The organism is Streptomyces sp. NPDC111507 (genome assembly GCF_055638955.1).
In genome coordinates, this window is record NZ_JBVKBU010000010.1 from 128,265 (window position 1) to 152,587 (window position 24,323).

Below are 24,323 nucleotides of genomic sequence, written 5' to 3' on the forward strand. Positions count from 1 at the left end.
CTCCTCCGGCCTCGGGGCGGCAACGGTCCACGCTCTCGCCTCCACCGGTGCGGAAGTGACCCTCGCCGTCCGGGACATGACGGCGGGCGAACGTGTCGCATGGGGAACCTGCACCGCGAAGGCCGCATCAGGGCGATCGGCGTGATGCGCGAGCACGAGGTCCAGATCCAGTCGTGGGCCAGGGGGTTAGCCGAAGGCCGCAACAACCTGTTCGCTCAGCCGGTCCTGAACGAGATCGCCGGCCTGGACACCGGCAGGTCTCTGTTCTTCGACCACCGTGACCCGGCCATGGTCAGCCGCCTCACCGGCCTCCGCATCCACGACTGGCCCGGCGGGCGGCCCCGCCACCTCACCCGACGGATATTCGGTTGACCGCGGTGGTGTGGTGCGGGCTAAGTTCCGCGCATGGCCGAGATTCAGGGTTCGTACGACGATCTCTTCTCCGCGGTACCCGGCGCACTCGCCGAGTTGCTCGACGCCGGAGACGTGGGCGCCTCGGTGGCGGTCTTCGTGGACGGTGAGCCGGTGGTGGACGTCTGGGGCGGATTCACCGACACGGACCGCACGGTCCCGTGGCAGCGCGACACGATCGCGGGCGTCTGGTCGGTCACCAAGACGATGACGGCGCTGTGTGCCCTCGTCCTCGCCGACCGCGGCGAGCTCGACCTGACCGCGCCGGTGGCCCGGTACTGGCCGCAGTTCGCCGCGGCGGGCAAGGACGGGGTGCTGGTGCGGCACCTGCTCGCGCACACCGCGGGCCTGCCCGACTGGGACGGGCCGACGACGGCCGAGGATCTCTACGACTGGCCGTCCGCCACGGCGCGGCTCGCCGCGCAGGCTCCGCGGTGGGAGCCGGGCACCGCGGCCGGATACCACTCGCTCACGCAGGGGTTCCTGGTCGGCGAGGTCGTACGCCGGATCACCGGCCGCACCCTGGGAGAGTTCTTCGCCGACGAGGTGGCCGGGCCGCTGGGCGCGGACTTCCACATCGGGCTGTCCGCCGAGCACGACCACCGGGTCGCACTCACGATCCCGCCGCTGTCGCGCGACGAGGACTACGTCTCGAGCGCGCCCGGCAAGACCGCAACCCCTACCGCCGGAGGCGGGATACGGGTCCGTGACGGGAACAGCGTCGCCTGGCGGCGCGCGGAGATCCCCGCGGCGAGCGGATTCGGCAACGCCCGCTCGGTCGCTCTCGTGCAGTCGGTGATGGCGTGCGGCGGAACGGTGCGCGGGGTGCGGCTGCTGTCGCAGGCCGGCTGTGCTCGAGCGTGGGAGGAACAATTCCGCGGCGAGGACCGCCTCCTGGGCATGCCGATGCGCTACGGCATGGGATACGGCCTGTTCGGCAATACGTACGGCTGGAGCGGCTGGGGCGGCGCGACGGTCATGATCGAACCCGACGCGCGCATGGCGGTGTCGTACGTGCCGAACCGGATGCGCGAGCCCGGGGACGACTTCCGGGGACTCGAGGTCGTGATGGCGGCCTACGACGGGCTCAAAGGACTGCGCGCCTGACTTGCCGTCGGGCGCACAGCAGGATCCGGCGGGGCCGACCTGTTCGCAGGAGGACCTGGATGCCAGTGTCCGCGGCGTCGCACGCCACGAGGGTGAGGACGCGTGCCGGGCTGCCCGCGCGTTCGATCGAGTCCGGGATCCCACCGCGGCCGGAGGCGTCGAGGGCGGCGTCGACGCCCTGGGGAGCGATGGTCCGTACGCGGTCGCACAGCCACGCAGGTCTTCCCCTCGATCGGATGGACACCCGCGGCCCGCACCACGAGCCGTACCTGGCCGGGGCCCGGGGTGGGCGGCGGCGCATCCACAACCCTCAGCGCGTCGGTGCTGCCGTATGCGGAGAACCGCACCGTGAGAGACATGTGCTTCGGCTCCAAGGGACGGCATCACACACCGCACAGCACCGAGTGATCGCAGTACGGCTGCCGACCGCTTCCCCCGCCGGCGCACAGGGTCGCCCTGGTCCCGGCGCGCGGGCCTTCTGCGGTGTCCGTGATGTCAGTCGCCGGTTCCCGCGCGGCAGGCGAGAAGCTGCTGGAATATCGAGGCTCGTGGCCACGTTCACCGTGCAGTTGATACATCAACCGCATGGAGATGGGTGCGATGCAGTTCGGGATCTTCACCGTCGGTGACGTGACCACCGATCCGACCACCGGCAGGACACCGACCGAGCAGGAGCGGATCAAGGCGATGGTGACCATCGCACAGAAGGCCGAGGAGGTGGGCCTCGACGTCTTCGCGACCGGCGAGCACCACAACCGGCCGTTCGTGCCCTCCTCCCCCACCACCATGCTCGGCTGGATCGCCGCGCGCACCCACCGGATCATCCTCTCCACGGCCACCACGCTGATCACCACCAACGACCCGGTGAAGATCGCCGAGGACTACGCGATGCTCCAGCACCTCGCCGACGGACGCGTCGACCTCATGATGGGCCGCGGCAACACCGGCCCCGTCTACCCCTGGTTCGGCAAGGACATCCGCCAGGGCATCCCGCTCGCCATCGAGAACTACGCTCTCCTCCACCAGCTCTGGCGCCAGGAAACCGTCGACTGGGAAGGCAGGTTCCGCACGCCCCTGCAGTCCTTTACCTCCACCCCCCGCCCCCTGGACGACATACCCCCGTTCGTCTGGCACGGCTCCATCCGCTCCCCCGAAATCGCCGAACAGGCCGCCTACTACGGCGACGGCTTCTTCGCCAACAACATCTTCTGGCCCAAGGAGCACTTCCAGAAACTCATCAACCTCTACCGCGAGCGCTACGCCCACTACGGCCACGGCACCCCCGAACAAGCGATCGTCGGCGTCGGCGGCCACATCTACATGCGCCACAACTCCCAGAACGCCCTGCGCGAGTTCCGCCCGTTCTTCGACCACTCACCCCAGATGGGCGGCGGCCCCTCCCTGGAACAGTACATGGATCAGACCCCGCTGACCGTCGGCAGCCCCCAGCAGGTCATCGAGAAGACGCTCACCTTCCGCGAGAATTTCGGCGACTACCAACGCCAGTTGTTCAACGTGGACGGCGCCGGCATACCCCTCAAGACCGTGCTGGAACAGCTCGACCTCCTCGGCGAAGAAGTCGTACCCGTCCTGCGCGAGGAATTCGCCAGGAACCGCCCGGCCACCGTGCCCGACGCTCCGACACACACCTCACTGGTCGCCGCTCGCGACGCCTATCGCATGTCCGCGGGGTCGACCGGCTGAGTCCTCGGACCGTCGAGGACTTCAACAGCGGCCGTCCGGCTTCGAGAACGCCGGACGGCCACCGCACAGACTCCAGGAAGGGAAACGTCGTGATCGACAACCTCGACGACTACCAGCCGAACGGCGACGTCGCGGCCGACCGCTGGGCAACTGCCCGGCACCTGTTCGACCATGGTGTCGGTGTCCCCCACGAGGAGACCACCGTCGAGCGCTGGGAGCGGGCCCAAGCGCGCTTCGAGGCCAAGGACTACGCCGGGGCCGCCAAGCTGCTCGCCGCCGTCGTCGATGAAGTCCCCGAGCAGACCGGCCCCCGACTGCTGCTGGCCCGCGCGTACTACCACTCCGCGCAACTACGGCGAGCCGAGGAGCAGTTGCGCGCGATCATCGACCGTGACCCGGTCGAGCACTACGCCCACCTGATGCTCGGACGCACTCTGGAACGCCAGGCACGCCACGACGAGGCCACCCCCTGGCTCCGCATGGCCGCCGCCTTCACGGGCGAACTCCCGACCGACACCATCTGACGGAAGTACGTATCCCACGCTGGGCGGTCGGCGCCGGCCCCTCCACACATGACCTCGGCGCCGACCGGGCCGGGCGGCGGCCCGCGACGACGGAGACCGCGAGCACGTGAGTCAACCGTCACCTGGAACAAGGACGTCCAGTGGACAGCCTCGGACGCCGGGCCGAATCCGGCCAACTCGCCTGTCGTACAAGCGTGCTGCGCTAATCTCGCGCTCACACGCGTCACGCGAGAGACCAGGAACCCCATGCCAGTGCAGCACCGCAGCCGGTCCGAAATATTGGCCTACGCGGCGGTCGGTATGGAACCGCCGCCCGTGATCCCGCTGCGGAAGAGCGATCCGAGGCAGGCAGGTCCGTACCGGTTGGAGGCGGTGCTCGGCAGCGGTGGCATGGGCCGGGTCTATCTCGGCCGGGACACCACCGGCGGGGCAGGTCTGGCCGCGGTCAAGGTGATCCGGCCCGAATACGCGGAAGACCCGCTGTTCCGGAAGCGTTTCGAGCGGGAGGTCGGCGCGCTGGACCGCGTCAAAGGGGCGCACATCGTGCGGCTGATGGGCAGCGGCTGCGATGAGGACCTGGTCTGGGTCGCCACCGAGTACATACCGGGGCCCACGCTCTCGGACGTCGTCACCGAGCGCGGCCCGATCGACGCGGCGGCGGCCTGGCGGCTGCTGGCGGACGTGGGGCGTGCGATCGAGGCCATATGGCGTGCGGGGCTCGTTCACCGCGACCTCAAGCCGTCCAATGTGATCCTGGGAGCCGACGGCGCCCGCGTCATCGACTTCGGTGTCGTCCAAGGCGGCGACGGCACCTCCCTCACCGCCACGGGCCAGAACGTGGGGACTCCCGCCTACATGTCCCCGGAACAGACCAGAGGCCTGGAGGTGACCGCCGCCTCCGACGTCTTCTCCCTGGCCTCCACCCTCACCTACGCCGTCGCGGGGCAGGCGCCGTTCGGCGAGGGCACGGGTGTCGACGTCCTGCACCGGGTGGCCTTCGACTCGCCACGGGAAGAAGTCCTCGACAAGGTGGCGGACGTCGATGCGGAACTGGCCGCGTTCATCCGCACCTGCCTGGACAAGGATCCCGAGCAACGGCCCTTACCGGAGACGGTGTTCAGGACCGCCATCGGACACCAGTTGTCGGCGCCGACCGGCGGCCCCTCGCAAGCCGCACGCAAACGTCCTGCCAAGCGTGCGCCCCTCCACGGCGAGCGGTCCGAGGCACTTCCCGCCGCCGCACCTCCCGTCCCGCCCGCCGCATCCCCCGCACCCAGCGCGACAGCCGCCCCTGCCGCATCCAGGAAGCGCGGACGGTTGATCGTGGGGGCCGCGACAGCGGCCGTCCTGGTCGCTGCGGGCGTCACCGTGGCGCTGCTGCAACAAGGCGACAGCCGGACGCCGACGGCCCTCCGGCCGGAGACATCCCCGGCCGTGCCCGGAAACCCGAATCCGACGCCCAGCATCTCCAAGAGCACGCCCACCTCCACACCGCCGACGACGGACCGGGCGGCGGGCAAGCCGTCGACTCCGGCCGACACTCGGAATCCCACGTCCCTGGACCTTCGGTCCGCCGCGTGCGCCGCCGAGATCGCCTCGGGAGCCCACGGCGACTGCGTCAAGGCCCTGCAACTGCTGCTCGCGGGCTACGGACTGCACGTCACGGTCGACGGGCAGTTCGGGGAGGCGACGGTCACCGCGCTCAAGGCCTTCCAGACCGAGGCCGGGATCGCCGTGAACGGGAAGGCCGGCGCGGAGACCAAGAAGCTGCTCTACGGCATGGCGCGCGGGCCGGTGCAGGTCGGTTCGCTGACCGTGACCGAGAGCGTCGACGGCGCCTCGGTCGCGAGGTGTCTCGACGCCCACACCGGGGCCACGGACGGGGACGGTCCGGACGTCCAGGTGTGGACGTGCAACGGCACAGCTGTCCAGAAGTGGGCCCTGTATCGCGTGCCCGGTCAGAGCTCCCAGTACATCGTCGTCGATCAGGGCAGCCACCGCTGCCTGGACGCCGACCTCGGCACCGTCGGCCAGAACGGCCAGAAGATCCGCGCGAGGATCTGCAACGGGCTGAGCGCCCAGCGGTGGCGCCTCGGCGCCTCCGGTCCGTCCGGCGCCCGGACACTGGTCAGCGTCCCGGACGGCTTCTGCCTGGACGCGGAGGCCACCTCGTCCGGGAAGGACGGTCAGCGGGTCCAGGGCTTCGGATGCGCGGGCAGCACCAACCAGGTGTGGAGCTGGTCCTGATAGACCGTCAGGAAGGGTGGCCCGGTGCTCACCGGTCGTCCACCGGGTCGGAGGAGACCTCGCACGCGTACAGGCCCGCGGAGCCTCCGAGGACGACGCGATGCTCGTACGGGTGGAAGGAACAGGAGGACAGATGGCCGTCCACCCGCAGCCGGCACACCTCGACCGCCGTCCCGATGTCCCACAGAAGCGCCGTTCCGTCCATGGTGACGGCCGCGAGACTGGTTCCGTCCTGTGACACGGCCACGGACCACATCGCGGCTCCGTCGCCCTCCAGGACATGGCGTGGCCGTCCTGTGGCGGGATCCCACAGGAGCACCTGGCCGTCGTAACCGGCGGTGGCCAGGTGCCGTCCGTCGCGCGACCAGCACACCGCACTGACCGAACCCCGGTGCCCCGGCCAGAGGTCGATCCTGCCCGTGGGACGTCCTGCGGGGTCCAGGTGGATGACACGCACCTCCATCGACGAGGTGGCCGCGATCAGCCGAGAGCCGTCGGGGGCGAACGACAGCGCGTTGACACTGGTCCCCAGCGGGGTGGTGTGGACTCGTTCCCAGGTCTCGGTCTCCCACAGCACCACGTCGGTGTCGGCGGCCGCGGCCCCTCGCCCGTCAGGGCTCCAGGCGACCGCCGCCGCGTACGTCAGCTTCCTCGCGAGGGTACGGATCACCTCGCGCCGGCCTGCGTCCCACAGCAGGACCCTGCCGTCGTCACCGACGCTGAGCAGCCGTCTCCCGTCCGGCGGTGCGGCGGGTAGAGCTGCTGGGTGAGGTGCCGACGGGCGAAGTCGCCCCGGAGTTCGGAGGCACGTCGCGCCCGCGTGTGGGCGGCGTGTTCCGCGCGCTGATCGGCGGGACACAGCTTGACCACGACGATTCCGGGGCCCGGTGTGACCGTCACGGCTGCCAGCACCGCTCCGGTGTACCCCTTGCCGGACGGGGCCCACCTGGGGCGCGTGGGTCGCACGGTCACCGGCATGGTCTCGGCCCATTCGACCAGTGCCCGCGCCGAGCGCTCGTCGCCCAGGCACTCGCTGAGCTCCTCCACACCGCTCGGCGCGTCCTCCGCCGAAGTGCGTGCCCGCGCCGGGGCCGGTTCAGGAATCATGGTCACCCCGAGAAGACACCGGCAGGTCCGCCTCGGCCGGCGGACGAACGACGGTGAGCATCAGATAGCCTCCCCCGCCCGCGAGGTACACCCTGTCGCCCTGGACGGTGACGTCGTTGACGGTGAAGGGCAGCAACAGCCGTACCGGAGCGGTGTCGTGGCTCGGTCGGTCCAGCCGGAGCAGCTCCACGCCGTCCTCGACCGCGTAGATCACGAACGGCCGGCCGTCCGCCGTCCGGCCGGCCCTGGGCGGACCGACAAAGGCGTCGTGTGTCCGCGACCGGTGGACCACGGCGCCCGACTGGCCGCCGGTCTCCGGATTCCAGATCTTCAGCCCGCGGGCCTCGTCGGCGCTGTGGCCGGTGACCACGACCGGAGGCGACGCCGCCACGACGGTGGCTCCGATGACGCGTGCCTCGTCCCTCGTCAGGTCGTGCACGAGCGAGCCGTCGACGGCGTCGTACACCGCCAGGCCACCGTGGCTGTCGCCCGCCAGTACCCGCATGCCGTCGCCGCCGGGCACGGGCATGACGACCGTGACCATGCCCAACTCCTCGGCGAGGGGCCGCAGTGCCCGGGCGGGCCCGTCGTCGCTCCATGACCAGCGGACCAGCAGGCCGCCCTGGGTGCCCGCGACCAGGACCGGGTCGGAGCCGGGCGTGGACACCCACGCGAGGCTGATCACGTTGCGGGCGGCCTCCGACAACGGCCGGCCCGAGGGCGTCGCCGCGGGCACGTCGAGGTCGCGCATGTCGCCCGTGACCGGATCCAGGACACGGACCTGCCGACGGTCGGCCGCGGCCAGCAGTACCCGCCCGGGACGTTCGAGCACCGCGAGCCGGCCTGGTGCCGTCAGCTCGCGTTCCAGCAGCACGCCCGTGCCGGGTTCGAGAGCGAAGACCTGCAGCAGCGTGGACGAGGTCACGGCGATCCGGCCGCCGTCGGGCCCGCTCCACCCGACGACCGCGAAGGGGTGGCCCGTGGGAATGGGCAGGGCGCCCACGGAACGTCCGCTGCGCGCCGACCAGAGGTGGATGCGGCCGTCGTCGCCGAGCGTGGCGAAGTCGGCCGAGACCGCGTCGACGGCGATCAGATGGGCGTCGGCGTCGTGCAGGTCGTACGCCTCCGGGTCCTGACTGACCTCGTCGAGCCGCCACAGGTCCGCACCGCTGTTGTGCCCGACCGCCACATAACGTCCGCCTTGACGCAGCGCGCCCATGGCGAGGGCGTGGGCGGTCGAGCCGACCAGTGTGGTCGAGTCCCGGCCCGGGCCCCATTCCCACACCCGGATACGGCCGACGGTGTCCACGGCCACGATCGCGGGCCGCGGCACACCGGTGGGGCCGATGTGCACGGCGTGGACGGACATGCCCGCGTCCTGCAAGCGGCGCGGCGGGGTGTGCTCGTCGCCGTTCCACAGGTCGACCGCGCCGCTGACATAACCGAGCGCGATGCCGGATCCGCCCTCGCCCTCCCAGCTCGCGGTGCAGACCGGGATCTCCGGGAAGGGCCAGGGGCGCGTGCCGGTCGACGACCGCCACAACAGTGCCTCCTTCGAGTGCAGGCCTGTCGTGATCAGCAACACGCCGTCGGCGCGGTCCGGTTGCAGTGCCGCGAGCTGGATGTTGAAGGCCGTGTCGAGGTCGATCGTGTGGCGCAGGCGACCGGTGCCGGGCTCCCAGACGGTGACTCTGCCACCTGCGGCCACCGCCAGCAGGTCGGTGCCGTCGCGGTCCCGCACCACTGTCGCCGTGGTGATCGGTTGACGTCCCGGCTCCCATTCCAGGGGCAGCACGAGCACCTCGTCGGTCCGGCCCGGTCGCCAGATGCCGACGTGTTCGTCCGTCCACCCGGCGAGGAACGCCTCGCCGTCGGCACCGATGCCGTGGACGAGGCCGCGGCGGAAGTCCACCGGGTGTTCGGCCCGCAGGGCGCGCGTCGTCGCGTCCCAGACCCGGACGCCGCCGTCCCGGCCGGCCGTCGCGACGACGGGGAAGCCGTCGTCGTCGAGGTAGGCGGTCATGGCCCACACCTCGTCCGCCCCGGACAGTACCGTCTCGACGAGCGCGCCCGAGTCCGGGTCGCGCACGTCGAGGAAGCGGCCGTTGGCGATGAAGAGCAACGGGTCGCCGTGGCGGCTGTCCGCACATGCCAGGGCCGACACCGGCGCGCCCTCGGCCACCGACTGCCGCAGCGCCTCGTGACGGACCCGGACATGGGTGACGGACACCGGCATGCCGGCCGCCGCGGCGAGCGCGTCGGAGAGTCCGTGCCGGTTCATCACGGTCGCGGCGACCGACAGCAGAAAGCCCCGTCCCGGTGGAGAGGCTGTCCGCAGCCGGTGCAGGTAGGGGCGCAGCAGGCGGCTCAGGGAGACGAGTCGTTGGGTTCCCGAGGAGACCAGCGCCTCGTGCAGCCGGTCCGGGTCGCAGTGCGTCAGCAGCCCCGGGTCGTCGGCCAGGGACGTGAGCTCGCCGCCCTGGCGCGCGTGTTCGGGCAGCGCACGCCGCAGATAGGCCGACGCGCGCCGCCACTCCCGTGTGCCACCCGCGACCAGTGTGTCGAGCAGCGCCCCGGTGATGGCCCGGTGGGCCGCCGCGCGGTCGCCGCGTCCGGTCAGGAACGACTCGGCGAGCGCCTCGTGGTGGAAGCGGTAGGCGCTGGGGCCGCCCGCGTCGACCTCCATGACCAGGTGGGTCGCCACGCGCTGCTCCAGCAGCGCGGTCACGTCCGCGTCGCCGAACGTGCGCCCGTCCGGATCCAGTCGGGTGGCCAGCAGCGCCCACAGGTCTGTCGCACCGGCCGTTTCGCGGGTGAGTCCGATGCCTTCGGCGAACGCGAGCGGGCGCAGCAGCGCCAGTTGTCGGTCGGCCTCCTCCACACCGTAGAAGGCCTCGATCTCCTGGCGCATCGCGTCCCCGATGCGCTGCGGGAACTGCCGACGCCACGCGGGGCTCTGCGCATCGGCCGGTGCGCTGTCCAGCGTGTGCCGGCGGGCGACATGCGCGGCCAGCAGGAAGGAGTGGCGGGCCTGGGTCTCGATGGAGCGGGCGAGCACGCGGCGCGCCCGCGGGCTTGCGACGTAGATGTTGGGGTTTCCTAGGTCGTTGGCCTCGACCGAGAGCAACCGCTCGCAGTACTCGGCGATGTCACCGGTCTCCAACCACGGTGCTTCGCCCACGTCCACGACCGTGCCACCGTCCCCGGCGAGGGGCCCGATCAGGTCTCCACGGGGTGCCAGTACGTCCGTGGGGTCGTGCCCGACCGGCCGGCTCCGTGTGGCGATCAGCAGGCGGGGGCCGCCGGACCGGGCCTGCTGGACCAGGGGACGCAGCACCTCGGCGACGATCCGGTGCGGGTCGTACGCCTCGTCCAGGCCGTCGAGGGCGATGACCGGCGGCGGCGCGCCCGCACCGGAGCTCTCCGTCACCTGTTCCAGGCGGGCCTTCACCTCCTCCAGGGTGAGTTTCGTCAGTCGCATGGTGAGGGCGAAACGGAAGTCCTCCGGCGCGGTCTCCGTGGGCCGGAAGGCGCCTGGCTGCCCACGTAGCCGTTCCCGCAGGTCCGGTACGGTGGCCACCACCGTGCGCGCCATGACGGTGCTCTTGCCCGACCCCGGGGCTCCGGTGAGGACGAGCACCGGTTCGGCCGGGTCGGCGAGCCACTCGGTCACCCGCTTGTTCAGCTTGCGGCGTCCGCTGAAGAACCAGGCCGACTCGCCGGCCCCCGTCGAGGCCCGCGCCGTGGGCTCCCACCAGGACGACATCTCGCCGGGGTCGACGCCTGCGAGATGGTGCCGGGGGTTGGGCAGGCAGGGGTTGGGACCGGCCGGGGTCGGCGAGGCGACCCGGATCGCGTACCCGGGCGGGGCGGTCGCGCGCAGCCGGTCGGCGAGCTCGTCCAACGCGAGGTAGGGCTGGTCGCGGGGCGTGTCGTCGCCGGCGGTCAGGGCGTGCGCCCACGCGGTGGCGAATCCCGCGCCGGGCTCGCCGACCGAGCGGACCGCGACCACCAGGTGCAGGGCTCCGGTACTGCCCTCGCCCGTGCCGAGGTCCGCCATCATCGCGGCGGCCTCCCGCGTCACGTCGTCCGGGTCGGCGCCGTGCACGTCGAGCACGAGCAGCAGGGATCCGGCCCCGTCGCCCGGGGGCCGTTCCCGCAGGCCTTCCAGCAGCGAGGTCAGCGGCAGGGTGCCGCGGTCGTGCCCGGGCCGGGAGCGCGGAGTGTGCAGGACCAACTGGCGCGGCCTGCTCGTCGTCGCCTCAAGGCGCTCGACCACTCCGGTGACGTATACCGCGACGGCGTCCTGCGGTCCGGTCCGCTCCAGCCGTTGCGCGATCAGGTCCCTCGGGACCTGCGGGCCGGCGAGGGGCACGACGTCGTCGCCCGTGCTCCCGTATCCGATCGCGCGGAACGAGCGGAGCGCCGTCGCGACCGTTTCCCGCACCGCTCCGGATTCTTCGTCCTGGTCGTCGCCGGGTACGACGACCAGCAGGGATCGGTGGAACCCGTCCTCGACACGCAGCGGTTCGGCGGTCCCCTCCGATGGGCGGCTCGCGCTCGTCCTCGTTCGAGGTACCGCCGTGACGGCCGCGCGGTCGAACAGCCGCCGGACCTCGGGTGCGTGCACACCCCGGGACTCCAGGAACGCGGTGCCGGCGTGGGCGGCGAGGCGCAGCAGCCACCAGCGGGCCTCGGCGTCGACGTTCTCGAAGGACAGGTGGAGGAGGGCGGTGGCGACCAAGGAGAGCAGGAGTTGCTCGGACCAGTTCTCCTCGAACTCGGCCTGGAGGAAGGAGGGCCTGGCCGCGTAGCGCACGGCGTCGACGAGTGCGGTCGCGTCGGAGGGCGGGTCGCAGGCCGCCGCCGCGGTGCGGTCGACGAGGTAGTGCAGCAGTGCCTCGTTCTGCGCGGGCGTCTGGGCGGACAGCAGGCGGACGACGGCGGAGACCGCCAGCATGGCGAGGTCGGCGCTGAGCGGGGCGGCCTCGTCGAACGTCGACAGGTCGACCAGACGGAAGGACTCGTGCTCCACTCTCCCGTCGACACGCGGCACGAGCACGTTGTCCTCGTGCAGGTCCCGATGGGTCAGCCCGGCGATGAACTGCACACGGTCGTCACGGCCGACCACCGAGCCGTCGAGGAGGGCCAGCGGATTGACCAGCGGTCTGTGCGGGCCGTCCTCGGCCGTCTCGATCCAGCAGGCGCCGGGGTCGAGCAGCGTGGCGTCGACACCGAGAGCGTCCGCCAGGTCGGTTCCCGCCGCGGCGGAGGTCACGTCGAGTCCGTCCCGCAGGAAGCCCGACACCGTCAGCTCGTCCAGGTGCCAGGTGGTCTCCTCGGTCCAGTCCTGCGTCAGTGCCCGGGCGACCGCCGCGGCCGTCAGGGCGCGGTCGGCCGGGGCGAACTCCGACATCGGACGGCAGCGGGCCAGGCTCGCGCCGGCGATGTTCTGCAGCAACAGCTCGCCCCCGCCCGGCAGTCCGATCGGGTCGCCTTCCATGGAGACCAGATGGCGGGCGGCGAAGTCGGCCGGAGACATCTCCAAGGCGGCGTGGTGGCGTGCGCCTTCGCGGCGTCGGCCGTCCGCGGGGCAGACCTTGACGACGTACTTGTGCGGCCGCTGCGGTGCCGGCGGCCGCGAACGCTCCACCACCGCAGCGAGCCGCGCCCCGGTGTAGCCCGCCGCCGTCCAGCGGGGTTCGGCCAGGTCGACCTCCCGGTTCCGGGAGCTCGCCGCGGCGCGCAGCGCCTCGGACGCCTCGGTTCCGAGCACCGCCGTGAGGCGGAGCGTCGCTTCATCCCCCATCCGGCCGACTGTATTGCAAGCGGTGCTCGCCTGCGGGGTCGTCGGGATCTCTCCCGCGGTGCCGGTGCGATCCCTGCCACCGGTTGCCCGAAGGCATACGCCGGACGGCTCCTGGGCATGTCCTCGGAGTCCGGCCGCATCGGACATTACGGATCTTCTGACTGTCAGGGGGACAGCATGAGTCCACGGACGCTGCCGCCGATCGTCGAGCACCAGAACGACCCGGAGATGCTGCGGCTCCTGCGCGCCGCATCCGCCTCTCACGCACGCGCCCAGCGGCTCGCCTCCGGCCATGTCGTGGTGTCCACGGCGCTGGCGGCCGGAGCGGTGATCGGCGTCTTCGTGCCCGTGACGCTGACCCCGCTCAGCCTCGTCGGTCTGGTGTGGGCGGTCGTCTACGCCGTGGGGGCGAGCGCCTGGACGAAGAGCGAGTTCCGCAGGGCGGCCCTGCTCCAGGAGACCTTCGACACCAGGTTGTTCGGGCTTCCCTGGAACCACGTGCTCGTCGGCCGTGGGCCGTCCGCCGACGAGATCAGCCGGTTGGCGCGTCACTACCGTGGATCGCCCGCGAGGCTGCGCGACTACTACGAGATCCAGGACCTGCCCCGCCCCTTCGACGTCGTCGCCTGCCAGTTGCAGAACCTCGGCTGGGGCTCACGCATCCGCCGCCGCTACGCCGGCTTCGTGCGGACGGGTCTCGTCCTGTGGTGTGCGGCGGGAGTGCTGGTCGGCGTTGTGAACCGGATGCCGCTGACCGACGTTCTCATGGACTGGTACGTCCCCTCCCTGGGGCTCCTGCTGCTGGGCGTCGACACCTACCAGGCGCAGCAGGACACGGTGGCCGCGCGGGAACACGCGCGGAAGGCACTGCTGTCGCGGACCGAGCAGTACGCGCGGGCCGGAGCTCTCGAGGCGCAGGCCGCCGGAATGCTGTCGCTGGCGCGGCAGGTGCAGGACGTACTGCTGCAGACCCGGCTGACACAGGCGCGGGTGCCCAACTGGTTCTTCAACCGCTTCCTGGACACCGACCGCGCGGACTTCGCAGCCGCCATGGACGAACTCGGCCGCCTGGTCACCACGCCGACCACCGCCTCCGGACAGGGCTGACCCCGGAGCCGCCGCCCCCGAAGCCCGCACACGGCACGGCCGTCATACGTGTGGCCGGTCTCCCGTCTCCTGGTGCGGGAACGACTGGTCGACGCCCGGAAGGGCGGGTGCGGGCAGCGTCGCCACTTGCGCCTTCGCCTTCTCCAGCTGCTGCGCCGTGTCGTCGGGCAGGAGCGGCGGCAGCGGCTGTGGCTGCGTGAAGCGGAAGGCCGAGGTGAAGTCGCCGAAGGCCGCGCGGCGCCAGGCGCTGATGTTCGGTTCCCGGACGCCGGTGAACTGTTCCAGGAACCGCAGGGCCGAGGTGTGGTCGAAGGCCTCCGAGGCCACCCAGCCGCCGATCGTCCAGGGCGAGACGATGATCGCAGGGACCCGGAAACCGCCCCCGATGGGCAGTCCCTTGACGAACTCGTCCGGTGTACCCGCCGCAGGCGTCGGCGGCGGCACATGGTCGAACAGGCCGTCGTTCTCGTCGTAGTTCAGGATGAAGACGGTCTTGCTCCAGACCTTCGGGTTGGAGGCGATCGCCTCGATCTTCGAGGCGACGAAATCGGCGCCCGCGGCAGGCAGGTAGTCCGGGTGCTCGGACTGGAAGCTCGTCGGCATGATCCAGGAGACGGCGGGCAGGCGGTCGTTCCGCGCGTCGTCCTCGAACGTGCCCTCCGGCTGGGGACGTACACCGCGCTCGTACAGGTCGGACCCCGGCGCCGCCGCGCGGAAGCTCGCGAACTGCTCCAGCATGTTGCAGTCGTAGTCGTCGTCTTGCTGGTACACCTTCCAGCTGATCCCGGCCGCCTGGAGCCGTTCCGCGTACGTCGTCCACCGGTACGGCGTCGGGGCGGTGTTCCCGATGATCGGGCCGCCCTGTGTGCCGCCGGGGTCGATCGTGCCGGTCATCCAGTACAGCCGGTTGGGCCAGGTCGGTCCGAACACCGAGCAGAAGTAGTGGTCGCAGATGGTGAACGTCTCGGCGAGGGCGAACTGGAAGGGGATGTCCTCGCGGGTGTAGTAGCCCATCACGTACGGGCCGTTGACGCCATCCGCCTTGCGGTGGGCCGGCAACCAGCGGTCCATCTTCCCGCCGTTCCACGCGTCGTGCTGCACCGACCATGCATGGCTGGTGGAGGGGATCGCCTGGGCGCTGGAGGCGTGGGTGTCGAGGTGGAAGGGGAGCAGATAGCCCGTCGGGTTCACGGCGTCGGGCTGGTAGAACACCGACCGGCCGTTGCCGAGAGCCGGCGCGGCGGGGTCGGCGAAGCCGCGGACGCCGGACAGGGTGCCGAAGTAGTGGTCGAAGGAGCGGTTCTCCTGCATCAGCATGACGACGTGCTCGATGTCGCGGAGCGAGCCGTGCTCCGGCGGCCCGGCCGCGACGGCCTTCTGGACGCTCGGCGGGAGGAGGGAGAGTGCCGCGGCGCCGCCCAGTACACCGGCGGCCGAACCCAGGAGTCTGCGGCGGGTCAACCCTGTCATGAACACCCCTTCTTGAGATGGCGTCAGCTCTCCGACGTGCAGGTCGGTCCGCAGGGGGACCGACCTGCTGGATCACTCTGCTCGGAGGCACCGGCGCTGGGGTGGAGGCGCACGGTGATCATGACGACATTGTGCGGCGAAGGGCCGGCCGGGCGATGACCGGCATGGACGCTGTCGCGGGGAGACAGGGGGTTGCCGGACCGGCGCGGGCGGCTTCAGTCGGACGTCGGGCGCAGGATCAGGCAGACGAAGCCGAAGGAGTGCCGGTAGACACTCAGCCATTCGGTGCGGTGGGTGGTGGCTGCCGCCAGCGCCTGCGAACTGTCCGGATCGTCGGGGTGGTCCAAGGCCCATGAGGCCAGTGACCCCGTCCACGCCCATTCGTAGTCGTCGAGCTCCCGGCGCGTGCTGATGTGCCCGTCGACGGGTGTCCATCCGTCAGAGATGACGCCATCCACGGTGGTCGGCAGGTCGGCGAGGTCGCCGAGCATCTCCACGGCGTCGGGGGACGGCTCCTGTGACCAGAATCCGTCGCCGACCAGGACGCGGCCGCCGGGGGCCAGGTGTTTGCGTGCCGCCTCGAGGGTGGCGCTCAGGCCGCCGAAGGCATGCGTGGCGCCGACGCTGATCACCAGGTCGAACAGGTGGGGGGCGGCGAAGTCCGCGGCATCTTCCTGGTGGAGGACGAGGCGCTCTTGCAGGCCGAGGGTGTGCGCGGCGCTCCGCGCATGTGCCAGCGCGCTCTCGGAGATGTCGACGCCTTCGGCCCGCAGGTGCGGGTGCCTGGCCAGGGCGCGCAGGAGCCACTCCCCGCCACCGCAGCCGAGGTCGAGTACACGCGCGCCGCCTCGCGGGATGCCGCGTTCCAGCAGTCGGCGCACCGAGTCGTCGTCGAGCGGGGCCGCGATCGGATGATCCGCATGGGCAAGGGTGGAGATCTGTTCACGGTTCACCGGCGGAGCCTGGCACGGACCCAGGCCGCACGCACCTGCTTTTTCTCCGGGCCGCACCGGACGGATCGGGACGGCCGCGACAATCGAGGCCGACCCGGCTGCCGTCCGCCCATAGGCCGACGGCCGCTGACAATTGTAGGCTGGCGGCCGCCACCAAGACCGGTGCCCAGGGCCGGACTTGATGCCACTCCGGAAGGGCGCCACCCACGGGCGCTCGTCCGTCGCGACACCGACGCGTCAGCTTCACCCCAGCGCTCCCACAGAGGACCGGATGCCGACCACACGTAAACTTGTCAAGTACCTGACATCATCGGCGGCGGCTCTCGCGCTGCTGACCGCGGCGCCGACGGCGCCGGCCACCGTCCCGGAGCCCGTCGCCGCCCAGGCCCTCCCCGAGGCCACCGCCGCGGCGGCCGACACCTGGCAGCCGCCGCTGTCGACCCAGGGCCGGTACATCGTCGACGCCCGGGGCAACCGGTTCCGGCTGAAGTCGGCCAACTGGGACGGCGCACAGGGCTCATGGACCGGAAGCGGCAGCATCACCGACCCCGCCAACCACCACGCCGGCCAGGACTCCTACGGCATCCCCCTCGGCCTCGACCGTGCCCCGCTGCCCGAACTGCTCGCCGACTTCCACGAACTCGGTATCAACAGCATCCGGCTGCCGTTCTCCAACGAGATGATCCACGCGACAGCGCCCGTGCCGGACGTGGCCGTCGCCGCCAATCCGCAACTGCGCGGCAGGACGCCCCTGCAGATCTACGACGCCGTCGTGGCCGCCCTCACCCAGGACGGGTTCGCGGTCATCCTCAACAACCATACGAACACCTCCCGTTGGTGCTGCGGCATCGACGGCAACGAACGGTGGAACAGCAGCCAGTCCACCCAGCAGTGGACGGACGACTGGGTCTTCATGGCCCGCCGATACGCCACCGACTCCCGTGTCGTGGGCGCCGACCTCTACAACGAGGTACGGCGCGACGTACTGGACGACCCCAACTGGGGCGCGGGCGACAGCCACGACTGGTACGCCGCCGCCCAACAAGCAGCGGACCGCATCCTCACCGAGGCCAACCCCAACCTCCTCATCATCATCGAGGGCATCAACTGGACCGGCGTCCCCGTCGACGGGCTGCCGCACGACCGCCCCACCCTCACACCCGTGCGCACGCTCTCGCACACCCTCGTGGACGCCCACAAGCTGGTCTACTCCGCCCACTTCTACGGCTACACCGGCCCCCGTCACAGCGGCGCCACCGGAATCGGCGAGACCCACGACGCCCGCTACCAGGACCTGACCCGCGACCAGCTGTACCAGGTCCTCGCCGACCAGGCCTTCTACGTCACCACCGAGGGGCAGCACTACACCGCGCCGGTGTGGATCAGCGAATTCGGCATCGGCGCCAACGAGACGGGCACCGCGCCCCGCACCTGGTTCGGCAACATCACCGACTACTTCGCCGACCATGACGCCGACTTCGCCTACTGGCCCCTGGTCGGCTGGGAGGGCCACGACGACTGGGCCCTGCTGCGCTACGACACGGCGGGACGACGGTACGGCATCCTCGACCAGGGCGACTGGCGCGCCACCGCCTGGAGTCACCTCATGACCTCTCCCACACGTACCGGGACCATCACGCCGGTCCCTGTCTGGCGCATGCTCACCACCGACCACGGCGACCAAGTGCAGTCCGTGCGGGTACGGGCCGGCGGCGACTGGGATTCGGGGGCCTACAAGGCCGCCTGCCCCGACGGCTTGCGGCTGATCGGCCTCAGCCACACGTCCGGGCGTGGCCTGTGCACCGACACCACCGCCGGCGACCTGCGGGCCGCAGGCAACGCCCAGACGGTCGTCACCGACGAACGTTACGTCCCCGCAGGCGGCGACTGGGCCGGTGGCTACACCAAACTCCAGTGCCCCGCCGGGCAGTTCCTCATCGGCTACAGCCGTCGCGGTGACCGCGTGTCGACGGCCCTGTGCGCGCCCGGCCGCACCCCGCTGGGGGCCACCGGACGGACTGTCTGGTTCGACCGCTCCGACACCCGGCCCGCCGACCTGGCGGGCGGCGACTTCGCCTACGGCGCGTACAAGGGCCAGTGTTCCGCCGACGAGTACGCCGCCGGTATCGCCTTCACCACCCGCGTGGGCAGCACCGCGGGACCCGCCGCCCTGCTGTGCACTCCGCTGAAGCCCTGAGCCCCTCACCGTCCCTCATCTCCGCATCACCGCAGGTGGGTGTTTCAGACGCGCCACGGCTGCGGCCCGACCGGGCCGGAGCCGTGTGCGGGGTTACCGTCGGCGGCATGGACGGTGATCGCCGAGCGTGGCGCCAGTGTTTGCTCAGCGGGGCGGTGTTCGTCGTGTGCATGGCCGGCACCACGCTGCCGACTCCCCTCTACGGCCTCTATCAGGAGAAGTTCGGGTTCTCCGAGCTGACGGTCACCGTCGTGTACGCCGTGTACGCCTTCGGGGTCATCGGCGTGCTGCTGCTGACGGGGAACGCCTCGGACGCCGTGGGCAGACGTCCGGTCCTGCTGTGGGGCCTGGGATTCTCCGCGGCGAGCGCCATCTGTTTCCTGTGCGCCACGGGGCTGGGCTGGCTGTACGCGGGGCGGCTGCTGTCGGGGCTGTCCGCCGGTCTGTTCACCGGGGCCGCCACGGCGTACGTGATGGAGTTGGCGCCTCACGGCGGCGCCTCCCGGGCCACGTTCGTGGCGACGGCCGCCAACATGGGCGGCCTCGGCTGCGGCCCGCTGCTCTCCGGAGTGCTCGCGCAGTACGCCCCCTGGCCGCTGTACCTCCCGTTCGCCGTGCATCTCGCCCTGGTGGCCTGCTCGGCCGTCGTCCTGCTGTGGCTTCCGGAGACCGTGCGGGAGCGGCGGCCCCTGAGCACCGTACGGCCGCAACGGCCCGGCCTGCCCGCGCAGGTGCGGGCGGTGTTCGGGCCCGCGGCGATCGCCTCGTTCGTGGGGTTCGCGCTGTTCGGGGTGTTCACGTCGGTCAGCCCGGCGTTCCTCGCGCAGTCGCTGAACGTGCACAGCCACGCCGTCAGCGGGCTGGTCGTCGCGCTGGCCTTCTTCGCCTCGACCGCCGGGCAGCTCACCGTCGGCCGGGTCGGGATGGGGCGATCGCTCCCCCTGGGCTGCGCGGCACTCCTCGCCGGGCTGGCGCTGTTCGCGGGCGCGCTGCGGTGGGACCTGCTGGCGCTGGTGGTGCTGAGCGCGCTCGTCGGCGGGGGCGGGCAGGGGCTGGCGTTTCGCGGGGCGCTGTCCGCGGTGGCCGAGGCGTCTCCCGCGGACCGGCGCGCGGCGGTGATCTCGACGCTGTTCGTGGTGGCCTACGCGGGTATCTCGGTGCCGGTGATCGGTGTGGGGCTCCTGGCGGGTCCCCTCGGCCTGGAGGGCGCGGGCCTGGTGTTCATCGCGTGTATGGCCGTCCTGGTCTCGACCGCGGCCGTGTACCTGCTGCGCCGGCCGGTACCGGTGAGGACATGAGCGCGTACGGAAAGGTGAAGTACGTGACGTGTTCCTCTCTCCGCAGTGTCAGCCCGTCTCCACCGGAGCGTGCGCACTCGCGAGGGCCAGGTCGGCTTCGACACGGGCGGCGCACGCACGCAGGGCGGACAGCATCGCGTCCCGGGTGTGCTCGGGTGACTCCGGGCCGGCGTGCAGCGCGACGTTCAGCGCCGCGACGGCGCGCCCGCTCCGGTCCCTGACGGGTACGGCGAGTGAGCGCAACCCCGCCTCCAACTCCTGTTCGACCAGGGCGAATCCGTCGTCGGCGGCTTGAGTGAAGGCCGCGGTGAGCGCCTCGGGCGAGGTGAGCGTGTGCGGGGTCAGGGCTTGCGGGCGGAGGGATCGGATGCACTCCGGCCACTGCGCCCGCGGCAGGTCCGCGAGCAGGACGCGTCCCATGGAGGTCGCGTAGGCGGGCAGTCGGGTGCCGGGGGTGATGCGCGCGCTGGTGATCTGCCCGGTGGCCACGCGTGCGACGTATCGCACCTCGGCGCCGTCGAGCACCGCGAGTGAGGCGGACTCCCGTACCTGTGACACCAGATCGGCCAGATGCGGCCGGGCGATGTCGGCGAGGGTCAGCCCGGACAGTCGCGCGTATCCGAGCTCCAGGACGCGCGGGCCCGGGAGGAAACGGCGCCCGTGCTGTTCCACGTAGGAGAGTTCGCTCAGCGTCAGCAGATTGCGCCGGGCGCTCTGATACGAGAGTCCGGCGGCCTCCGCGGCCTCGGCGAGGGTGAGTCCACCGCGTTGTCCGCCCAGCGCGGTCAGTACGGCCAGTCCCCTGGCCAACGCCTGGAGGAAGGACGGCCCCAGTTCGGGCTTGGCGTCGGCGTACGCGGGGGTGGCGGCGGGCGGCGGCGCGGCGGGCAGGGGATGCGAGGTGCCGTACAGCGCGTCGGCGATGTCCTGGGCGGCCCGGTTCATCTCGGTCAGGGCGTGGGCACGGAGGTCGTCGGCACTGTGGCGGCTGGTGTGCGCGAGCACGCTGATCGCGCACACGGGCCGCCCGTCGGGGTCGCGCACGGGGACCGCCAGCGCGACCAGGCCCGGGGCGACCAGTTGGTCGTCCAACGCCCAGCCGTTCGCGGCCGCCGCCGTGGTCCAGGCAGCGAAGTCTGCTTCCGTCCGCTCGGGGCGGGGAGCCGTGGGGCGCGTGGGGACGGCCGGGAAACCGGCGTCCAGGGGGTCGGCCGAGCTCCGGGCCCGCCAGGCCTCGTGCGTCGGCGGGTCCCAGCCGGTGGCGAGTACGGCTCCTGCGGCGCAGCGCTCGGAGGGCAGCAGGTCACCGACGCGGAAACCGAGGGGGATCACCCGGCCGGGCGGGACGGCCGTACCGACGATGCGCGCGTCGCAGCCGTCGAGGACGATCACCGAGACCGACTCGTCCAGGGTCCGGGTCAGCCGCTCCAGGCTCGGGCGCAGCGCGCGGGACAGGCCACTCGCGTCGAGGTAGGCGTTGCCGAACTCCATGAGGCGCGGGGCGAGCACGAGATCGCGGCCCTCGGCACGCAGGTACCCGAGATGAACCAAGGTGGCGGCGATCCGGTCGACGGCGGAACGGGCCAGGCCGGTGGCGCGGACCAGGTCACCCGGACGAACCGCCTCCGCGGAATCGGCCATGACGCGCAGGACGTCCAGACCGCGTTCCAGCGGGCCGACGGCGTCCCCGCGGCCCGCTTCAGATCCGGCGGCCTGCGGCGCGGTGCCCATGGGCTGCTTCGAGGACCCGGCCTGCGCCCCCGCGACGCCCCGTGCCATGGCCTCTCCTCCCGCGCTTCCCCGCTCGTCGGCGCATGCGGCCGGACCCATGTGGAGAACGCTACCGGGTCGCGGGCCATTGACAGCCGTCACCCGATCCCGCAGACTCACCGCACTCGCTGAATGAACACAAGTTCATTCAGCGAAAAAACTGTCAGCGACAAGAGCACAGGCCGCCTGCCGGGCGCACCGCGAGACGTTCCGCACCCGGCCCCGGCCTCCCCGCGGCACGGCCGGAGCCGTGCCTCGACCCAAGACCCCCTCCCTTGCCCCCGAGGACTCCCATGAGCACTTCCGCCCAGAGCCGCGCGGACCTGATCCGGCACAGCGCGTACGAGTTCGCGCTGACCACGGTGCTTCTCTTCGCCGTGGTCAGCCTGGTCCGCTGGCTGGCCTTCCCCGGCTCGTCCCTGGCGATCGGCGACCCGGACACGCTGTTCGTCGTCGCGGGAACCGTCGTGGCCGCGCTGATCGCGGCGCTGATGTACTCACCGCCCGGCCGCGCGTCCGGCGGCCATCTCCACCCCGGCGTCACCGTCTTCCTGTGGACATGCGGGCTCTTCCCGGGCCGCGCCGTCCTGCCGTACGTCGCCGCACAGCTCACCGGGTCCCTGGCCGGAACCGCGCTGGCCTGGGTGGTGTGGGGCAAGGTGGTCGACCAGGTCGGGTACGGCGCCGTGCACCCCGCGCCCGGTACCGGCGCCGTCGAGCTGTTCGTCGTCGAAGGCGCCGCGCTCGCCGCGGTGTTCGTCGCGGTGGCGCTGGTCATGTCCCGACCCGCCCTGCGCGGACTGATCCCCGCGGTCATCGGCCTCGGCGTGGGCGTAGTCATCGCCACCCTGGGCACCGTGACCGGCGCGAGCATCAACCCGGCGCGCGCCTTCGGCCCGGCCCTGCTGTCCGGCCAGTACGACCACTTCTGGAATTACATGATCGCGCCGCTGGTGGCCCCGGCCCTCGTGGGCCTCACGCACCGCGCCCTGCGCACCCGCCGGGACCGGTCCGCGCCGACCGCGCCGGCGGAGGCGTGACCCGACGGCCACCGGCGGCCCCAACCTCCTCTCCCCCGCCCCGACTCGCTCCCCTTTGCCCACTCACCCAGGAGAACCCCATGTCCACCGCCCGAGGCCTGATCATCAACGGCCAGGAAGTCCCCGCCTCCTCCGGCCGGACGGCATCCGACATCAACCCCTGGACCGGTGCCGTCCACGCCGAGGTCGCCGCCGGAACCCCCGAGGACATACGCCGCGCCGTGGACGCCGCCGACGCCGCGTTCGAGGCGTGGGCCGCGACCAGGCCCGCCGAGCGGCGCCGGATCTTCCTGCGCGCCGCGCAATTGATGGAGGAGCGCGTCGAGGAGGTCGTCCGGCTGATGGCGGCGGAGGTCGGGGGCGTCGCGCCCTGGGCCGGCTTCAACGCCAACCTGGCCGCCGGCATCCTCATGGAGGCGGCGGCCGCCGTGAGCGGACCCACCGGGCAGACGCTCGCCACCGACTCCGAGGGCGTCCACTCGGCGCAGGTACGGGTCCCCAAGGGCGTGATCGCCGCGATCTCGCCGTGGAACGCGCCCGTCATCCTCGGCGTGCGCGCGGTCGCGATGCCGATCGCGATGGGCAACACCGTGGTGATGAAGCCCAGCGAGGACGCACCGATCGCCTGCGGTCTGCTGATCTCCGACGTCCTGCACGAGGCCGGGCTGCCCGCGGGCGTGCTCAACGTCGTCACCAACGACCGCGCCGATGCCGCCGAGGTGGTGTCCGCGCTGATCGCCGACGACCGGGTACGGATGGTCAACTTCACCGGTTCCACGGAGGTCGGACGGGTCATCGGCGTCCAGGCCGCGCAGCACCTCAAGCCCGCCGTCCTCGAACTCGGCGGCAAGAACGCCCTGCTCGTCCTGGAGGACGCGGACGTCGAGTACGCGGTGGACGCCGCCGTCTTCGGCTCCTTCATGAACGCCGGGCAGATCTGCATGTGTGTGGACCGGGTCATCGTGCACCGCGCGGTCGCCGAGGAGTTCACGGCCGGGTTCGCCGCCCGCGTCCAGGCCCTGCCGTACGGGGATCCGGCCGACCCGGGTACGGCGGTCGGCCCCGTGGTCAACGCCGGTGCGGCGCAACGGGTCGCCGCGCTCGTCGCTGACGCCGTGGCCCAGGGAGCACGGCTGGCCGCGGGCACCGGACAGGTCGAAGAGCCCGGCACGCTCATCCGTCCGGTCGTACTCACTGGCGTCACCAAGGAGATGAGGATCTACTACGACGAGATCTTCGGCCCGGCGACCGTGATCCACGTGGTCGACAGCACCGACGAGGCCGTGACGCTGGCCAACGACACACCGTACGGCCTGACCGCCGGCGTGATCACCGAGAACCTGGCGACCGGCCTGGAGGTCGCCCGCCGCCTGCGTACCGGCATCGTCCACATCAACGACCAGTCGATCGCGGACGAGCCGCAGGCCCCGTTCGGCGGCGTGAAGAGCTCCGGCTACGGCCGCTTCGGCGGGCAGGCGGGCGCCGAGGCCTTCACCGACACCCGCTGGATCACCGCTCAGACCAGCGGCCACGCCCACTACCCGATCTGACATCCACCGGACGAACCGATGTCCGCGCT

At 71.7% G+C, this 24,323-nt stretch carries 16 protein-coding genes; 10 read left to right on the forward strand and 6 right to left on the reverse strand.

What is annotated here, in order from left to right:
- Positions 1–99: 99 nt before the first annotated feature.
- The 5 genes from ACZ7M2_RS33650 to ACZ7M2_RS33670 all read left to right on the forward strand — a co-directional run bounded on the left by ACZ7M2_RS33650 (position 100) and on the right by ACZ7M2_RS33670 (position 5,993).
- Positions 100–372, forward strand: a complete 273-nt coding sequence (locus tag ACZ7M2_RS33650; RefSeq protein WP_471598512.1) for a hypothetical protein — start codon at positions 100–102, stop codon at positions 370–372.
- 33 nt (positions 373–405) lie between these two features.
- Positions 406–1,518, forward strand: coding sequence for a serine hydrolase domain-containing protein (locus ACZ7M2_RS33655; protein WP_471598513.1), 1,113 nt, complete (start codon positions 406–408; stop codon positions 1,516–1,518).
- Positions 1,519–2,118: 600 nt separating this feature from the next.
- On the forward strand, positions 2,119–3,222 hold the full coding sequence (locus ACZ7M2_RS33660; RefSeq protein ID WP_471598514.1) for an LLM class flavin-dependent oxidoreductase: 1,104 nt from the start codon (positions 2,119–2,121) through the stop codon (positions 3,220–3,222).
- Positions 3,223–3,311: 89 nt separating this feature from the next.
- Positions 3,312–3,746, forward strand: a complete 435-nt coding sequence (locus tag ACZ7M2_RS33665; RefSeq protein ID WP_471598515.1) for a tetratricopeptide repeat protein — start codon at positions 3,312–3,314, stop codon at positions 3,744–3,746.
- Between the two features lie 246 nt (positions 3,747–3,992).
- The gene (locus ACZ7M2_RS33670) at positions 3,993–5,993 is read left to right on the forward strand and encodes a protein kinase domain-containing protein (protein ID WP_471598516.1); all 2,001 of its coding nucleotides are present in this window, start codon (positions 3,993–3,995) and stop codon (positions 5,991–5,993) included.
- 28 nt (positions 5,994–6,021) lie between these two features.
- Here ACZ7M2_RS33670 and ACZ7M2_RS33675 read toward each other — a convergent pair whose 3' ends face one another.
- The 3 genes from ACZ7M2_RS33675 to ACZ7M2_RS33685 are packed head-to-tail and all read right to left on the reverse strand — an operon-like array spanning position 6,022 to position 12,909.
- Positions 6,022–6,663 carry a WD40 repeat domain-containing protein gene (locus tag ACZ7M2_RS33675; protein WP_471598517.1) on the reverse strand — a complete coding sequence of 214 codons (642 nt, stop codon included), beginning with the start codon at positions 6,661–6,663 and terminating at the stop codon, positions 6,022–6,024.
- Positions 6,660–7,100 carry a hypothetical protein gene (locus tag ACZ7M2_RS33680; RefSeq protein WP_471598518.1) on the reverse strand — a complete coding sequence of 147 codons (441 nt, stop codon included), beginning with the start codon at positions 7,098–7,100 and terminating at the stop codon, positions 6,660–6,662. The genes ACZ7M2_RS33675 and ACZ7M2_RS33680 overlap by 4 nt, the downstream gene beginning before the upstream one ends.
- On the reverse strand, positions 7,090–12,909 hold the full coding sequence (locus tag ACZ7M2_RS33685) for a hypothetical protein (protein ID WP_471598519.1): 5,820 nt from the start codon (positions 12,907–12,909) through the stop codon (positions 7,090–7,092). The genes ACZ7M2_RS33680 and ACZ7M2_RS33685 overlap by 11 nt, the downstream gene beginning before the upstream one ends.
- A 177-nt stretch (positions 12,910–13,086) precedes the next feature.
- On the opposite strand from ACZ7M2_RS33685, the gene ACZ7M2_RS33690 reads away from it, so the two are divergent.
- On the forward strand, positions 13,087–14,016 hold the full coding sequence (locus tag ACZ7M2_RS33690; RefSeq protein ID WP_471598520.1) for an S-4TM family putative pore-forming effector: 930 nt from the start codon (positions 13,087–13,089) through the stop codon (positions 14,014–14,016).
- 42 nt (positions 14,017–14,058) lie between these two features.
- Here ACZ7M2_RS33690 and ACZ7M2_RS33695 read toward each other — a convergent pair whose 3' ends face one another.
- Positions 14,059–15,486 carry an alkaline phosphatase family protein gene (locus ACZ7M2_RS33695; protein WP_471598521.1) on the reverse strand — a complete coding sequence of 476 codons (1,428 nt, stop codon included), beginning with the start codon at positions 15,484–15,486 and terminating at the stop codon, positions 14,059–14,061.
- Positions 15,487–15,701: 215 nt separating this feature from the next.
- A complete protein-coding gene (locus ACZ7M2_RS33700; protein ID WP_471598522.1) occupies positions 15,702–16,439 on the reverse strand; it encodes an SAM-dependent methyltransferase in 738 nt (245 codons plus the stop codon).
- Positions 16,440–16,710: 271 nt separating this feature from the next.
- Here ACZ7M2_RS33700 and ACZ7M2_RS33705 point away from each other — a divergent pair, with 271 nt between their 5' ends.
- Together ACZ7M2_RS33705 and ACZ7M2_RS33710 are read left to right on the forward strand one after the other, a co-directional pair.
- Positions 16,711–18,636, forward strand: coding sequence for a cellulase family glycosylhydrolase (locus tag ACZ7M2_RS33705; RefSeq protein WP_471598523.1), 1,926 nt, complete (start codon positions 16,711–16,713; stop codon positions 18,634–18,636).
- A gap of 107 nt (positions 18,637–18,743) precedes the next feature.
- Positions 18,744–19,934: an MFS transporter gene (locus ACZ7M2_RS33710; RefSeq protein ID WP_471598524.1), complete on the forward strand. Its 1,191-nt coding sequence runs from the start codon at positions 18,744–18,746 to the stop codon at positions 19,932–19,934.
- 48 nt (positions 19,935–19,982) lie between these two features.
- On the opposite strand, the gene ACZ7M2_RS33715 is transcribed toward ACZ7M2_RS33710, so the two are convergent.
- A complete protein-coding gene (locus tag ACZ7M2_RS33715; protein ID WP_471598525.1) occupies positions 19,983–21,713 on the reverse strand; it encodes an IclR family transcriptional regulator domain-containing protein in 1,731 nt (576 codons plus the stop codon).
- Between the two features lie 284 nt (positions 21,714–21,997).
- Here ACZ7M2_RS33715 and ACZ7M2_RS33720 point away from each other — a divergent pair, with 284 nt between their 5' ends.
- Both ACZ7M2_RS33720 and ACZ7M2_RS33725 read left to right on the forward strand, forming a co-directional pair.
- Positions 21,998–22,744 carry an aquaporin gene (locus ACZ7M2_RS33720; RefSeq protein ID WP_471598526.1) on the forward strand — a complete coding sequence of 249 codons (747 nt, stop codon included), beginning with the start codon at positions 21,998–22,000 and terminating at the stop codon, positions 22,742–22,744.
- An 80-nt stretch (positions 22,745–22,824) separates the two neighbouring features.
- Positions 22,825–24,294 carry an aldehyde dehydrogenase family protein gene (locus ACZ7M2_RS33725; protein ID WP_471598527.1) on the forward strand — a complete coding sequence of 490 codons (1,470 nt, stop codon included), beginning with the start codon at positions 22,825–22,827 and terminating at the stop codon, positions 24,292–24,294.
- Positions 24,295–24,323 lie beyond the last annotated feature (29 nt).